The 15,216-nt window shown below is 52.3% G+C and carries 9 protein-coding genes, 2 tRNA genes and 2 rRNA genes; 9 read left to right on the top strand and 4 right to left on the bottom strand.

Translation table 11 applies throughout. From position 1 onward, the window contains the following. The first annotated feature begins 157 nt into the window (after positions 1 to 157). From rpmB to CA13_RS24370, 3 genes are read left to right on the top strand one after another with little or no spacing between them, the layout of a single operon-like run. The gene (gene rpmB / locus CA13_RS24380) at positions 158 to 427 is read left to right on the top strand and encodes a 50S ribosomal protein L28 (RefSeq protein ID WP_419194763.1); all 270 of its coding nucleotides are present in this window, start codon (positions 158 to 160) and stop codon (positions 425 to 427) included. A gap of 11 nt (positions 428 to 438) precedes the next feature. Then, on the top strand, positions 439 to 750 hold the full coding sequence (gene gatC, locus CA13_RS24375; RefSeq protein WP_146401121.1) for an Asp-tRNA(Asn)/Glu-tRNA(Gln) amidotransferase subunit GatC: 312 nt from the start codon (positions 439 to 441) through the stop codon (positions 748 to 750). A gap of 14 nt (positions 751 to 764) precedes the next feature. Then, complete coding sequence (locus CA13_RS24370) at positions 765 to 2,366, top strand: Na+/H+ antiporter NhaC family protein (protein WP_146401120.1); 1,602 nt, start codon at positions 765 to 767, stop codon at positions 2,364 to 2,366. Between the two features lie 558 nt (positions 2,367 to 2,924). On the opposite strand, the gene CA13_RS24365 is transcribed toward CA13_RS24370, so the two are convergent. Further along, a complete protein-coding gene (locus CA13_RS24365) occupies positions 2,925 to 3,218 on the bottom strand; it encodes a hypothetical protein (RefSeq protein ID WP_146401118.1) in 294 nt (97 codons plus the stop codon). Here CA13_RS24365 and CA13_RS24360 point away from each other — a divergent pair. After that, positions 3,199 to 3,516 (top strand): hypothetical protein, encoded by a 318-nt coding sequence (locus CA13_RS24360; protein ID WP_146401116.1) that lies wholly within the window; start codon positions 3,199 to 3,201, stop codon positions 3,514 to 3,516. The two genes, CA13_RS24365 and CA13_RS24360, sit on opposite strands and share 20 nt — an antisense overlap. 141 nt (positions 3,517 to 3,657) lie before the next feature. Here the strand turns inward: CA13_RS24360 and CA13_RS24355 are convergent, their stop codons facing one another. From CA13_RS24355 to CA13_RS24345, 3 genes are all read right to left on the bottom strand, one after another. Further along, the gene (locus CA13_RS24355; protein ID WP_146401114.1) at positions 3,658 to 5,007 is read right to left on the bottom strand and encodes a rhomboid family intramembrane serine protease; all 1,350 of its coding nucleotides are present in this window, start codon (positions 5,005 to 5,007) and stop codon (positions 3,658 to 3,660) included. An 89-nt stretch (positions 5,008 to 5,096) separates the two neighbouring features. Beyond that, a complete protein-coding gene (locus CA13_RS24350) occupies positions 5,097 to 6,896 on the bottom strand; it encodes a flagellar basal body P-ring protein FlgI (protein WP_419194762.1) in 1,800 nt (599 codons plus the stop codon). A 112-nt stretch (positions 6,897 to 7,008) separates the two neighbouring features. Continuing rightward, positions 7,009 to 8,940: a TlpA disulfide reductase family protein gene (locus CA13_RS24345; RefSeq protein ID WP_419194761.1), complete on the bottom strand. Its 1,932-nt coding sequence runs from the start codon at positions 8,938 to 8,940 to the stop codon at positions 7,009 to 7,011. An 823-nt stretch (positions 8,941 to 9,763) separates the two neighbouring features. On the opposite strand from CA13_RS24345, the gene CA13_RS24340 reads away from it, so the two are divergent. The 5 genes from CA13_RS24340 (at position 9,764) to CA13_RS24320 (ending at position 15,194) form a co-directional block, all read left to right on the top strand. Then, positions 9,764 to 9,837 (top strand) — tRNA-Ile (locus CA13_RS24340). A gap of 70 nt (positions 9,838 to 9,907) precedes the next feature. Beyond that, positions 9,908 to 9,980, top strand: a tRNA-Ala gene (locus CA13_RS24335). 876 nt (positions 9,981 to 10,856) lie between these two features. Further along, positions 10,857 to 13,732 (top strand): 23S ribosomal RNA (locus tag CA13_RS24330). Positions 13,733 to 13,845: 113 nt separating this feature from the next. Then, a 5S ribosomal RNA gene (gene rrf, locus CA13_RS24325) occupies positions 13,846 to 13,954 on the top strand. A gap of 265 nt (positions 13,955 to 14,219) precedes the next feature. Beyond that, the gene (locus tag CA13_RS24320) at positions 14,220 to 15,194 is read left to right on the top strand and encodes a putative 2-dehydropantoate 2-reductase (protein WP_146401112.1); all 975 of its coding nucleotides are present in this window, start codon (positions 14,220 to 14,222) and stop codon (positions 15,192 to 15,194) included. Positions 15,195 to 15,216 lie beyond the last annotated feature (22 nt).

Below are 15,216 nucleotides of genomic sequence, written 5' to 3'. Positions count from 1 at the left end.
AAAACACCAAAAGTCAGTAAATTCGTTGAAGAACCGGCCGAGCGGGGCCGTTTTCCTGCTTCACGCCGAGCCGCTCGATCGCTATATTGCCGAGCTTCTATCAGTTCCAAAAACAGCTTTTGACAGCGAATAACCACAACGAGTGGCGGAGAATAAGATGGCACGGCAATGTGAAGCGTGCGGTAAAGGCGTCCAAATGGGCAACCGCATCGAAACTCGAGGTAAAGCGAAGTACCTCGGCGGTGTTGGTACCAAAATCACTGGATGCACCCGACGTAAATTCGTTCCCAACCTGCAAAAAGTGCACGTCACGATGCCAAATGGCACCAACAAGACGATGCGTATCTGCGTTCAGTGCCTGCGTAGCGGTGCGGTTCGCAAGACCGTCAAGGTCAAACCATTCGATGTTAGCGGCACCAAAAAGTAGCATTTCTAGCGATGTCTTTGACCGCAGATGATGTCCGCCGACTCGCGTTATTGGCTCGTTTGGAATTGACCGACGAGGAAGTGGATGCGATCGGACCGCAAGTCACCAAGATTTTGGGGTTTGTCGAACAATTGGCTCTCCTTGATACCGAGGATGTCGAGCCGATGACGACTGCGCTGGATCTGGACAACCGTTGGCGAGCCGATGAGCTGGTCCCCAGTTTGACCAACGAACAAGCCCTTCAGAATGCTCCGGCGAAGGACGATTCATGCTTCCTGGTTCCGCCGGTTCTCGGAACGGCGGCATCCAAAAGTAGCCATTAGCGGAATCGATCACCGTGCAGCATGGTTTCGAGAGTTTACTGCCACCGATTGTCGCCATTGCTCTCGCAATCCTAACTCGCCAAGTTCTGCTGCCGCTCGGGACCGGCATTTTTGTAGGCGCGGTCCTGCTTTCTTATAGCCAACCCGAAGCCCGTTGGTTCGATAGCGTCCTTGTATTCCTTGAATCGCTGTATCGATCGGTTCATGACTTCGATCACCTCCAAACGCTTGCCTTCACGTTGCTTCTCGGGGCAATGGTTGGAGTCATGGAATATGGCGGTGGCATTCGCTCGCTTGTGACGAACCTTTCCAGCCGCATTCGCACCCGCTCCGGTGCTCAAACAATGATCTCGCTGAGCGGCCTAGCGATCTTTTTCGACGATTACGCCAACACGCTTCTGATCGGCGGCACGATGCGGTCGCCCGCCGATCGCTACGGACTTTCGCGGTCAAAGTTGGCTTATTTGGTCGACTCCACCGCGGCACCGGTCGCGGGATTGTCGGTGATCAGTACTTGGACCGCGATCGAAATCAGCTACATGGCGGATGGACTTAGCGCCGCCGGCGTGTCCGACGGTTCGGCGGCCTTTGCATTATTCCTTGAATCGATTCCTTATCGGTTTTATCCGTTCCTTGCCCTTGCGATGGTATTTGCGGTGTCGATCACTGGCCGAGATTTCGGACCAATGCGACGAGCGGAACAAAAGGCATTGGATGAGTCGCCTGATTTAGTGGCGAACCTTACCGAGGGTTCATCGGGATACGATGCAAGTGAGCCAAAGCGATTGTGGCTCGCTTCGGTCATTCCAATCGCCCTTTGCGTCGCAGCGATCGGTATCGTCCTGGTGATAACGGGGACCAACGAAGCAACGATTTTGGAATCGATGGGCCCGCTTCGCGCCGCCATTGAAACACTCGGAAGCGGCAATTCGTACTTGGCGTTGATTGCCGGCGGTGCAATGGGGTTATTCGCAGCGATTTTGATGCACATGGCAATTGCGGACTGCGGCCTCCAGCGATTGCTTGACGGTGCGATGCGAGGTGCACTGCAAATGATGCCGGCGATGTTGATCCTGTGGCTCGCCTGGGCACTCAGCGCGATGACGCGCCCCGATGCACTCGACACGGGCGGCTATCTATCGAGCGTCCTATCGAATCGACTCGATCCCCGCTTGCTTCCCACCGCAGTCTTCCTAATCTCTGGGTTCGTTGCGTTCTCGACAGGTACCAGTTGGGGGACGATGGCGATCCTGACTCCGCTGTCAGTGACGTTGTCGCTGCAACTTGATATTTCGGGTGACCCCAGCGGCGTGATTTGCTTGGCAACCGCCGGTTCCGTTTTAGCCGGTGCCATTCTCGGAGATCATTGCTCCCCCATTTCAGATACAACCGTTTTGTCGAGCCGCGCGAGTGGTTGCGACCACTTACAGCACGTCCAAACGCAAATGCCGTACGCGTTGACGGTCGCCACTGTCTCGATTCTTTGTGGTTGCCTGCCTTGCATGCTTGGGATTTCTCCATGGGCGTGCCTCGCTACGGGAGTGATGGCGATCTTTTTGCTAGTGCGACTGGTTGGTCGCCGCCCCAATGGCCAGCAATCCAACGCACAGGAATGAAAAGTTTACAACCGTTTTGTAACAATCACGGACTCTCGGGCGTCTTTCGATCTATATCTCCCCGATTCTGAGAATTTCAGAAAAACGGCATTCCTATTGCACTGCATCCCCAAAAGACACTAACAGGCGAGATGTAAATCTGCGTCATGCTGACAGGATAGTAAACGAAGGTAAAGGAATGACACAATACAATCTCTTTTCGATCGTAGGCTTGGCTCTTTTTCTAGCATTGCCGACCGCCGCTCATGCCCAAACGCCTTCGGCCACTTTCGACACACCGCAAACTCGCTTAAGGCCGATTGGTGCTCCGAGTGCCGTTGATCGCTACCGAAACGACGACCAATCCAGCCGTGAAACACAAGCCAGGTTGGCTTCCGCCAATAGGTCTGTTTCAGCAACCGGGGATTACCCAGTTCGACAAACGGTATTGATGCAGTCAAACGGTCAAAATATTGCTGCGCCACAATTGCCTCCTGGCGGATTTACCCCGCCGCCAACCATGAACGCAGCTCCGCAGACCCAGCCCCCAGCAGCTCAATTTACACCACCGCCATCGGCCTATTCGCAACCACCGATGACCGCGCCACCGATGACTGCGCCGCCGATGACCGCGCCACCGATGACCGCGCCGACGACGAATCCGGCACCTCGCAGCCCCGCATCACCAAGCAACTCAAACGCACTTTCGCCAGTGCCTCCCATGCCGTTGGGGACAACATCATCTAGCACAATGTCGCCCGGCGGCCCCTTGCCTCGAAACAGCGCACTGCCCGTTGCCACAAGCGACTTTGCTCCGCTTTCCCAACCGACGCTGCAGAGCGAATATGCAACGATGAATAACTGTAGTTGCATCTCAGGACCGAGCGACTATTCGGTGTATGATTGCGGCATTGGATGTTCGCCCGTCAGCTACACAACCGTCACTCCAACAACCTCTGCACCCACGTCGGTTGCTGCACCTATGGTCATCGCTGGGCCACCAACGTTAGCTCCTACGATGACGACCGCGACAGTTGCCCCGATTAGGTCGCTCTTTACGCTCGGCCAAGAGGCAAACCCGGTTCAGGTCGGGCAAGGTCTTTGGGGCCAACCGGTCGCCTACGTTCCCGGTCAAGGCATTCGAAACTGGGTACGATATTTTTTCCCATAATCATTTGGCCGACTGAATCCGAAGCCCAAAACGCGAAACGGCAAAACGGCAAAACGGCAAAACGGACCTGCGGCAAAAGCGTGCTTCGCTAGTAGTGAAGGGCACTTGGCGCTAAACAATTAGCGAACGAAAAAGGAGCGATTACTGAACCGACGCCAACAGTTGCTGGCGTTTTTTTAGAATATCTGGTTTTTGGTTCGGCGAGGCATCAATTTGCTGAAGCGTCACTAGGGCCAACTGCGGTTTTTTCAAGACCGAAATTTGGACCTGGGCAATTCGGATTCTTGATTCGTCAGCCAACGCTCCATTGCGATTTGCGATTAGATTCAAAGGACGAATCGCCTCGACCCATTTCTTCTGTTTCCCCAGCATCGCGACATACCGAAACAACATCCGCTCCGACAAACCGGGTGTCAATTTCAATTGTTCCAGTCGCGAAAACGCCTGCTCGGCCATTACCAAATTCTCGGTGTCGACCGATTGCCTGAGAGTGAACGACAGCCGATTGAATTCGGGATGTGCGTTCACGTCGATCACTGGAACCGCCGCATTGGACATCGACGTCTGCTCTGCGGCGGGTTTTGCCTTGGCAGGTGTTTTGGTCGCCGCGGAAGCAACTGGCCGTGGCGTCGATACCACAGGCTTCCTGACAGGTGCTTTTGACGGAGACGCATTCGCCGATGCCCCCGCTCGCCCCTTGCTGGCACCATCGAGCGCCAATGCTCGTTCGACTGGATCATCATCCGTTCGATCGGTCGTTTGGACTCTCCGGCGTTGATCGTCCGACGCCAACCAAGGAAGTTCCAACAGTGCCGGATTTCGCGAGACGACGTCCCACCCTTCGCAATCAACCCAACCTTGCCGCAGCATCAGAAAGCCGACCGGCGTGCCGATCACAGCCCCAATCATGTGCAGCATCTCCGACGACATCGAAAAACCGTTTAAGAACAAGAACGCGACCTGCATAAAAACGAAGGTTACCGCCAGGGTAATGATGCGAATGTCGACCGACCCAACCAATCGAAAGAACCAATAAAAACAACTAATTTCGTTCTCGGGCGCCCAAATCAACGCGATCATCATCAATGCAAATATCACTCCGGAGGCTCCAAGCGCGCCGCTTTCGCCACTGAGGACGAACATCGGAATTTGCACCATCGCCCCATCGATCGCCGTCATCGCAAAGTACAAAATCGTGAAAACGACGCCGCCAATTTTGCCTTCCACCACGACGCCGAAAGCCCACAAAAAGAACATATTGCCTAGCAAATGCGAAAAATCCGCATGCATAAATGCTTGGCTAACCCACTGAAATGGATTGATTTGGTTGAATTCCAGAATCAACCAATGCAACGATTCATACTCGATATTGCCACACATTGCTTGAAACGTGGTGGCGAAAAAGACAATCACATTTACTGCGATGATCGAGCCCGTCGCGATCGGCCAATGATATAGCGGCGCATCGGTGCTATAGGGGACAAACAACATGGGATGCTTCCACGACTGAGCCAGACACAGGACGAGCAAATCGTCAACCCAATCATTTTAGCAGGCTCCCAGAACCGCTGCAGCCACTTCTACTGGTCGTCTTCCGATGAGTTTCCATCGGCGTTATCGCTGCTCGCAGACAGTTCCTCGTCCAGTTCCTCGTCATCTGGGTCACCATCATGATCTGGGTCACCATCATGCTCACCGCGGAAGTAGGTTCGCAAGCGTTTGGGCAGCGGATTGATCGCCAACTGGTCCTTCAAGAAATCTCGGTGTTTCGCTTCTCGTAGTACCGCCACGACATCGCCATAACCGCCACCCACCGCTGCGATCCCTTGGATCACCGATTTGGCATCGGATGAAACCGTCACGCGTTTGTCGTCTTCGCCCGCTTTAAACCGGCTGATTCGTACCATCCCCGGCTTGCTAGGCTCGTTCTTCAACATGATGCCGTGCGGCCCCATCAAGAACGTCGGAATTTCAATCGGCCGAGGATTTCCCATTAACACAATTTCAGGGTGTTCTCGCAGTGAAACAATGATCGCAGGGGAGGCATCGGAGGCGACATCGTACAAACGAAACGAATCGGCGAGAACTTCAGCGGCAAGGTATTGACGAGCATCCGGACGACGGCGAATTGCACAAAACGCACCATAGCGAGCTTCTAAACTCGCCTCGTTTAGCAGCCGAGACAGACCATCGATGGCTAATCGCTGTTCGATACCCTCTAGCGCGATCAGTGCTGGATGCCGAAACGCAGCCGTACTGCTGGCTGCTTCGATAAGTGGATCAATCGCCTCGACTCGGTCCAAGTAGGCCAGCGCTTCGGCCGCATAGAACCGCAGTTCGGGATCGGACGCCTGCAAACCTTCTAACAACGTCGGAATGGCGCTTTCCCCGAGTCCTTCAAGCTGTAGAGCGGCGTCAGACGAGGTCGCTGGCTCAGCCAAACGACGAGCCAATTCCGCTAACCGTTTCTGAGTGGCCGATGACTCCGGTGCGACGCCAAGCGACCTAACCACGGCAACCATACGGTCTTCGTTACCACGATAACGTGGATGAACTTCGATTTCGATATAGTCGTCTTCGATCGCTTTGGCGATCCCTCGACGGGTCGTCCCATCAAAGAAATAGAATCGGCGATTGATTGCCGACGCTATCGCGGCGGACATCTTCACATGCTGGTATTCAGGACGAAGGATCAATCCTAATTTTCGTTCGATTTGAACCCGTCCGCCACCCAACACAATTCCTTCGAGACGATACGCCACATCTTCGGACGGATCATAATCGGCTCGTGTCAAAACCGGCCCCGTACCGACGACCATCACCTCACTTTGGCGAACACTGCTTTGCAGCATCTGCTGATGACGTAACCTGGACTCCAAGACCCAACCGCCATGCAAATCCTTCGTTTCCGTTCGCGGCGGAGACATCACCTGCAGATCGACCGGATCGCCACGCCGAGCGCCTGGCGGAATGAACGCGCGAACGCGAACGAGCGAGGTTTCATTGAGTTCAAGGAAATGATTCGGGTCTTTCACATCATGCCGACGCATTTCTTCAAGCAATTGATCTCGGTAGATCGATGGAATCGCCGGTGCCCCGGTACCAGACAACCCGTTGACGGCGGCAACACCATCAACTTGGATCGTATTCATCCCCTGAGTGATCGAGGCATCCCGAATCAAATCAGGTGGCTTGGGAACGGTCAGCAGCTCTTTGAGTCTCGCTTCCTTTTCGCTTTCATCGTTTTTCCCCGTCCAAAACGATGTGCAACCTCCCATCGCAAGGAGACTGACGAGCATCATCATCGCAACCGATGCGGCGTGCCAACGGGCGGCGTAACGGGCAATGGGGTAAACGGGTTGGGGCTTCCTGCCTCGCATCGGATCACTCAATTGAGAAAAAAAAAAGAACCATTTCAACCGCTGGACAGCGGACACAAAGTCTTTAAAGCAAAAGTCTTCAAAGCAATCGAAGACGCCTTTCGCTCTACCACTACTTCGTCAATTTATTCAATTCGGTTTCGAGCTCTGCGGCTCGAACGTTGTGGCGAACCACTCGGCCTTTTTGGTCGACCAACATCATCGTCGGCAAAGTCTGGACGCCGAACGCCTTGGCCAAATTGCTCGATTCCAAACCACCATCGCTAAACAACTGAATCCACGGCAACGAATTCTCCTTCAAGAACCGCCCAGCCATGTCGCGAGTCGCGTCAACATTGATGCCTACCAATTGAATCCCCGCTTTCGCATAACGAGCTTGCAAGCCTCGCAGCAGCTTCATGTCTTGCTTGCACGGTTCACACCATGTCGCCCAATAATGGATTACCACAGGACGGCCGCGAAGCTGCGACAATCGGAATGCTTTGCCATCGATCGACTTGCCCTCCAATTCAATCACTTTGCCGACGGATTCGAGTCGCCGTGCGGCGCCAGCAGCCTTCTCGGCGGCTTCGGTTCCACGGAACACTTGAGCGATTTTTTTGTAATAACCAAGTGCATCCTTTTCCTTGTCTTCAAACTCTTTGCTCAATGCCAATTGCAACATCGCTTGTGCCGCTTCAGGCATCTGAGGATGGCGATCGACAAAATCGGTTAGCGTTTCAAGATACCATTCCTGAACTTTGGCAAAATCAGCATCAGGGGTCTGTTTCGCGGCATATTCGGTACCAATCAGCACATATTCCGAATACGCACGCATCGGTTCGTTGTCTTCGCCAAGCGAATTGGAAATCGCCCGGAGCCGCTCCAAACCTCCGGGATAAAAACCGCTTTGCGTCGCCGCACTGACCGTATCGATCAACTGGCGAGTCCAGGCATCACGTTCCTCTGGTGCATCGGTCGCCTTGATCAAACGTGCAACCAATTGGGCACGCGACTCATGCAACGTCGCCACTTTCTTCGGATCGGTGGCTTGCGATAGCTCTCGGTCCACCTTTTCAAGGTCGGTTACCAATTGCTGAGTCTGAGGTGCGATACCGGGCCCCGCGTCTGTGTTCGCACCGCCGATTCCACCCGGAGTAAAGAAATTGCCCGCCGATTGCGCAACGGCTTCGCCCTCGGCTCCCGCATTTGGAATGTCAACAATTCTCCAAGTATCGCCAACTTTGATGATCGTCCCAACCAACAATTGACCGCTGCTGCCGTTGTCGTCAAACATCGCTACGGCGTTTTCGTAAACCGTAACATCCTTGCTCGAGCCTTCCGTTCCCGCAGGAACCACGCCTGGTGTGGCTGCAGCGAATTGAACCCAACGAGCCGAACGACCAACAGCCGTTTGGCGTTTCGCGAATCCGTCAAAGTCAGTGGCTGCTCGGTTAGCCTTGGTCGCCAATCGGCGGATCGTCTCTTTGCCCAACCCGATCGACGCAAGCTCTTTTTCGCTTATCAGCAGACGTGCGAATCGAACGGCATCTGCTTCACGGATAGCCGAAACGACTTCTTCGGTTACTTCCTCGGGTGAAATTTGAACCCAGGAATCGATTTGGCCGTTTTCATCACGGTCCACACCCCAGCGTGTGCCGGCGGTCCCGAGCCAGCGATACTGGTCTGCTTTTCCATTGAAATCCTTATCGACATCCCGATAAATCTCGACCCCATAGTTGAAATAGCACCATAGGTCGACCTTATTGTCACCGTTGGTATCCGCAAAGCGACGCAGCAAGGTTCCATCAGCTGCATGAACTTCCCATCCCGACCAATCGGGGTGGTCGATATCGTTGACGGTGCAATTCGCGACTGCATCCGCCTCCGGCTGTTCATACTGGATTCCTTTCTGGACTGGCGTCAGTGTCAAAGCGTCCTTCGCCGATGGTGTCGCTGCAAATGCAGTTGCGTTTACAGCGACAATTCCAATCGCGACAACAAAAGATCGAAAGATGCGGGAGCGATGCGGCGGGAACTTTGCGGAAGGATGAACGTCCATCATGCCAGACAATTCCATTGGTAGGGTTAGGGGGTTTGCGAGGAAGCGAGCTTAAGCCCTTCCCCGCAAAAGGTTCATAGGTCAACGAATCGCCATATCTTTCATGACATTGGGGGTTTGAAGCAAGACCAGTCTCTCCAGACAACCAACGGCCCCGAATGCCAATGCCGGCCAACAACACCGCTTCACAACCGATTTCGCCAACATACCCACCGGCAGTGCACGTTTGTTCCGCATCAATATTCAGTGGCAATATTCAATCGCAATCGATGGTAGGAACGGACGATGGCTTCCTTTCCAGTGGGGCGTTGGTGCAAGACAGAAAGCAGCTCACCGCCGAAGCGGATCCCGATTGGCGGTCCTGCGTTCTCTTGTTTTGGACTTTTGCGTTGAACCCAAATGGCATCATTCGCGTCCAAATAGACCGGCAAGTGACCGCTCGTTTTCGAGCAGGATCAATAAAAGCCGGAGCGTTCGAACAGAAAAGGGAAGGAATTGCGATCATAAGACGGTTGATAGGTCTGAGCCTACGGCGGAATACCTTCAACACCCTCAACCTTCACCACTGCGGGGCATCGATTAAAGTCCGAAGGGGCCTGCAGCCGAAAACAATTCTTCGCGAAAACACTCAAATGAGATGACAAAAGCGACGCATTGGCATGAAAAGTGGTGAGATTTCGCAGAATCGGGCGAGTCTTCCCTTTGACAGCCAAACGAGTTTGCGTAAACTTTGCCGCTCACGAGTCATTCGTGTTGGCGATTCACGTCACATGAAGGTATCGCGAGGAACCTGCCTCACCCGGCGGCAGTTTCTAAAAGAGAGTTCGGGCGTGTAGCTCAGTTGGTTAGAGCGCGTCGCTGATAACGACGAGGTCCCAGATTCGAGTTCTGGCACGCCCACTTCTCAGTTCACAATGACCAGTTGACAGTTTCAACCTGTTAACTGACAACTGTGACCTGATAACTAGTTGGGGGTATAGCTCAGTTGGGAGAGCGCCTGCTTTGCACGCAGGAGGCCGTCGGTTCAAGTCCGTCTACCTCCACTTTTGTGAATCACTCATGTGACTCATAACAGTGACCACAAAAACAAGTAAGTTCGTAAGAAGTATAGAGGGAAGTGTCTCCGAAGCCGTTTTTAGCGAGTCTTCATGAGACCCAAACAAAATCGCAACTTTTCCTCAATCAGAGGTTGACCAAAAGCTGCGAACCGCTATCCTTCTCATTCGCTCAGGAAATGAGCCACACAGCAACCTCCAAGGCACCATGACCGGGCCTTCCAGGTGCGAAAAGATGGCCTCCACTGAGCGGATTCAACCAGTTGAAAAAAACTTTTCAAAAGTCTTTCAAACTCGGTTGACGGCAAAGAACCGCCTCGCTATTCTTCGCCCTCGCTTGTGACTAACCGGCTGACGCCGAACGCCTCAGAGAGAGATTCCTGGGCTACCTGCGTCGACCGGCTGTTCACAAGAACAGCGTCTCTTGCTGACTTGGCTTACCGCCATAGGCAAGACATTGATATTTGACAATTTGGTTGTTTTGGTAGTTGGCATCTAAAAGAGCACCACGCTCATTTGGAATACCGCGAAGTTACCTTCAAGCTTGCTTGCTGGTGACAGAGTGTCCAATTGAGATGGTAGTTTATAAGAACAAGTTCTACGAAGCGTGCCAGCCGAGGAAACTCACCGCTACTTAACGGTCGAGTAAACGAAGCTGGCAAAGTATTCTAATAGGATTCTGTGCGAACACGATTGCCGCCATGGATTGAAACGCTTTCGGGCGATTGGATTTCAGCGTGGCAATCGACACATGTGATATCGTTAATCATAGAAACCATCGAGGTTCTAGATTTCAAGATCGCAAATTTAGTCGAGCGAGCAATCGCAACGCTAAGCTTGTTGTTTTGAGTTCGGGATTTCGACGGCCAATCTATTAAGGGCACATGGGGGATGTCTTGGCGTTAAAAGTAGAAGGGCGTGGAAGTCTGCGAAATGCCTGGGGGAGCTGACAAACAAGCAATAATCCCGGGATTCCCGATTGCTACCTGCTGAATACATAGGCAGGCTAGTTACAACCTGGTGAACTGAAACATCTAAGTAACCAGAGGAAGAGAAAGAAAAATCGATTCCGTCAGTAGCGGCGAGCGAAAGCGGAACAGCCCAAACCGAGAGGGTTTCCCTCTCGGGGTTGTAGGACTCCAATGTTGGATTGTGTGTTGTTAGTGGAAGATTCTGGAAAGGATCGCCACAGAGGGTGACAGTCCCGTACACGAAAATAAACACACACCATAGGAGCACCTGAGTAGGTCCAGTCACGTGAAACCTGGACTGAATCCACGGGGACCATCCCGTAAGGCTAAATACTCTTTAACGACCGATAGCGTACCAGTAGCGTGAGTGAAAGGTGAGAAGAACCCCTGCTAGGGGAGGAATGTGAACCTGAAACCATGTGCCTACAAGCGGTCGGAGCACTATTTTAATGTGTGACGGCGTGCCTTTTGCATAATGATCCGGCGAGTTGTGGTAAATGGCTTGGTTAAGTTCTTACGGAACGAAGCCCAAGGGAAACCGAGTCTGAATAGGGCGATTTTGTCATTTGCTGCAGACGCGAAACCTGTGTGATCTACCCATGAGCAGGTTGAAGCGCGGGTTAAACTGCGTGGAGGACCGAACCCACTTAGGTTGAAAACTGAGGGGATGACTTGTGGGGAGGACTGAAAGTGTAATCAAACCAGGAGATAGCTCGTTCTCTCCGAAATAGCTTGAGGGCTAGCGTCGAGTAAATTAGTAACCGGGGGTAGAGATACTGAATCGGATGGGGGCCCTTCCAAGGGTACCTCACTGAACCAAACTCCGAATACCGGTTTACCTTACCTCGGCAGTCAGTCCCTGGGGGATAAGCTCCAGGGTCGAGAGGGAAACAACCCAGATCGCCTGCTAAGGTCCCTAAGGACCACTTAGTCACTAAGGAAGTTGAAATGCTGTGACAGCTGGGATGTTGGCTTAGAAGCAGCCACCATTTAAAAAGTGCGTAACAGCTTACCAGTCGAGCATTTCTGCGCCGATAATGAACGGGAGTAAGTGGTACACCGAAGCAGCGGGTTCTAACATTCGTGTTAGAGCGGTAGGAGAGCGCCGATGATCAGATACAAGCCGTACGGTAACGAGCGGTGTTGGGGTCATCGGGTGATTATGCCGGAATGAGTAACGATAAAACAGGTGAGAATCCTGTTCGCCGAAAACCTAAGGTTTCCTGGGGAAGGCAATTCCGCCCAGGGTTAGCCGGTACCTTACCCGAGGCCGAAAGGCGTAGGGGATGGATAGAAGGTCAATATTCCTTCGCCGGTTGTGTATTCGATGCAGGGACGGCGTCCAGAAAGTAAGCGGTACGAATAGAAATGTCCGTAGCGAAAACTGAGGTGTTGGGGGTTAAAATACCTGACATAAGCCAAGGTTGAGCTCGAGAGCGTTTAAGTTCTCGAAGTTACTGGAAGGACGTCCAAGAAAAGCTGCTAGGTTAAGCAACTGACCGTACTAAAACTGACACAGGTAGGTGAGAAGAGAATTCTAAGGCGCTCGGGAGAACTGTGGTTAAGGAACTCTGCAAAATGGCCCCGTAAGTTCGCGATAAGGGGCGCCCACTTCGGTGGGCCACAGAAAATCGGCTCTAACGACTGTTTATCAAAAACACAGGTCTCTGCTAACACGCAAGTGGATGTATAGAGACTGACGCCTGCCCGGTGTTGGTAGGTTAAGGAAGACTGTTAGCGTAAGCGAAGCAGGCGACCGAAGCCCCAATAAACGGCGGCCCTAACTATGAGGGTCCTAAGGTAGCGAAGTTCCTTGTCGGGTAAGTTCCGACCTGCATGAAAGGCGTAACGATTGGAGCACTGTCTCAACCACAGACCCGGTGAAATTGTAGTTGTGGTGAAGATGCCACATACCCGCGGTTAGACGGAAAGACCCCGTGAACCTTTACTGTAGGCTGATATTGGGTTGAGATATAATTTGTGTAGGATAGCTGGGAGGCTTTGAGACCGGTACGCCAGTATCGGAGGAGCCATCGTTGAAATACCAGCCTGGTTATATTTTAATTCTAACTTCGATCCCCTGAATCGGGGCGAAGGACAGTGTCAGTCGGGCAGTTTGACTGGGGCGGTCTCCTCCCAAAGAGTAACGGAGGAGTGCAAAGGTACACTCAGCCTGGTCGGTAATCAGGCGTAGAGAGTAAAGTTAGAAGTGTGCTTGACTGCGAGACTCATAAGTCGAGCAGGTACGAAAGTAGGTCTTAGTGATCCGGTAATCCCGAATGGAAGGGTTATCGCTCATCAGATAAAAGGTACTCCGGGGATAACAGGCTTATCGCATCCGAGCGTCCACAGCGGCGATGCGGTTTGGCACCTCGATGTCGGCTCATCACATCCTGGGGGTGTAGAAGCTCCCAAGGGTTTGGCTGTTCGCCAATGAAAGTGGTACGTGAGCTGGGTTCAGACCGTCGTGAGACAGGTCGGTCCCTATCTGCCGTGGGCGTTCGAGTCTTGAGGAGATTCAACTTTAGTACGAGAGGATTTAGTTGGACGAAGCGCTGGTGTACCAGTTGTCACGCTAGTGGCACGGCTGGATAGCTAACTTCGGAAAGGATAAACGCTGAAAGCATCTAAGCGTGAAGCCCGCTCCAAGATTAGGACTCGTAGTCTAACGACGAGAGCCCCCTGAAAGACGATCAGGTTGATAGGCTGGACGTGTAAGCACGGTAACGTGTTAAGCTAACCAGTACTAATGGGCGAAAGATTGGCCGTCGATATCCCGCACTCAAATCTATTAGAATTGAGCGTTTCGACGAGCTTGAGTTTTAGTATACAACTACCAAACAACCGGCGTCATAGCGGTGAAATACCCGTTATGATGTCTTTCCGGCGACCATATCGTAAAGGTTATACCTGTTCCCATCCCGAACACAGTAGTCAAGCTTTACGAGCCGATGATAGTGCATACCAGCGTGAAAGTAGGTATTGCCGGATTTTTAAAAAACCTTTTTGCAGCTTGCTGTAAAGAGGTTTTTTTTTGCGCTGTGTCGATTGCCGTTGGGAATCTTTATACGGAGTCCAAACGGTATCGCGAATGTCCGTCGGTACTCATGCGTTAGCGACAATCTTGGGATTGCTGTGTAGAACCTATTTGAAGGATACCTTCTGTACTTTTTTCGGGTAACGTCTACGGTTGAGCAGCGTTTTCCAATTTTGCAGACTCATCGTCTTCAAGCAATCTTTTTTAACAGATCGAATCATGACCAAGAACACTTACGCGGTGATAGGCTCTGGGGCCCTCGGCGGTCTTTACGGTGCTATGCTCGCTCGCTTAGGCTTCGATGTTCATTTTCTTCTCAATAGCGATTACGACTTCGTCAAGAAAAACGGCTTGAATGTCGAAAGCGTTTGGGGTGATTTTCATCTTTCGGATGTCAACGCCCATGCCTCCACCGAAACGATGCCTCCCTGTGACGTTACGATCGTTGGTTTGAAAACGACGAACAATCACTTGTTGTCTGAACTGCTGCCATCGCCGACTCGCGAAGGTGGCGTAATTCTGGTTCTGCAAAACGGTCTCGACGTCGAGCTAGATTCAGCAGAAGTCGTTGGGGAGGGCAGAGTGTTCGGCGGGTGTTGCTTTCTCTGTAGCAACAAGGTCGGGCAAGGGCATATTCGCCACATTGATTACGGACGAATTGTTTTCGGGCAATATGGAACAGTGAACGATGCCATGACTAAAGTTGGTGGACAAATCAACGCTGACTTTAATGCGGCAGGGATCGACACGAAGTTTTCAGATGACTTGGCGGTCGTGAGATGGCGTAAATTAATGTGGAACATTCCGTTCAACGGATTGTCAGTTGCGTTAAATGCATCGACAAAGGAAATCGTTGAAAATGATGCTGCATGCCAATTGGCTGACGATCTTATTCGTGAAGTCCACGCCGGAGCAGCCGCGTGTGGGGTCAAAATACCTGACGAGGCGATTCACATCACCCTGGATCATACTCGTAAAATGAAACCGTACGATAGCAGCATGCGATTGGACTTTTTACAGAGGCGGCCGATGGAAATTGAGTCGATTTTGGCTACTCCGCTACGAGCTGTTCAAAAGTTTGGATACAGCATGCCAAAAGTTGAGATGTTATATCAACAGCTTAGCTACCTTGATGCAAAAAACCGCGAGGCAAAAGGAAGTTGTGAAGATCAAGAATCTGTTCCCTCTCGGTAGAATCATCAATCCCCACGAGAGA

This window comes from Novipirellula herctigrandis, assembly GCA_007859835.1.
Classification (GTDB): Bacteria; Planctomycetota; Planctomycetia; order Pirellulales; family Pirellulaceae; genus Novipirellula_A; species Novipirellula_A herctigrandis.
This window is presented reverse-complemented; position numbering and strand designations above follow the sequence as displayed.

Excerpts from the sequence above, each read along its gene's own strand:
- CA13_RS24365 (WP_146401118.1), bottom strand. The coding sequence starts at position 3,218 with ATGCAACTACAGTTATTCATCGTTGCATATTCGCTCTGCAGCGTCGGT.
- CA13_RS24345 (WP_419194761.1), bottom strand. The coding sequence starts at position 8,940 with ATGATGGACGTTCATCCTTCCGCAAAGTTCCCGCCGCATCGCTCCCGC.
- CA13_RS24355 (WP_146401114.1), bottom strand. The coding sequence starts at position 5,007 with ATGTTGTTTGTCCCCTATAGCACCGATGCGCCGCTATATCATTGGCCG.
- gatC (WP_146401121.1), top strand. The coding sequence starts at position 439 with ATGTCTTTGACCGCAGATGATGTCCGCCGACTCGCGTTATTGGCTCGT.
- CA13_RS24360 (WP_146401116.1), top strand. The coding sequence starts at position 3,199 with ATGAATAACTGTAGTTGCATCTCAGGACCGAGCGACTATTCGGTGTAT.
- CA13_RS24350 (WP_419194762.1), bottom strand. The coding sequence starts at position 6,896 with ATGCGAGGCAGGAAGCCCCAACCCGTTTACCCCATTGCCCGTTACGCC.
- CA13_RS24320 (WP_146401112.1), top strand. The coding sequence starts at position 14,220 with ATGACCAAGAACACTTACGCGGTGATAGGCTCTGGGGCCCTCGGCGGT.
- rpmB (WP_419194763.1), top strand. The coding sequence starts at position 158 with ATGGCACGGCAATGTGAAGCGTGCGGTAAAGGCGTCCAAATGGGCAAC.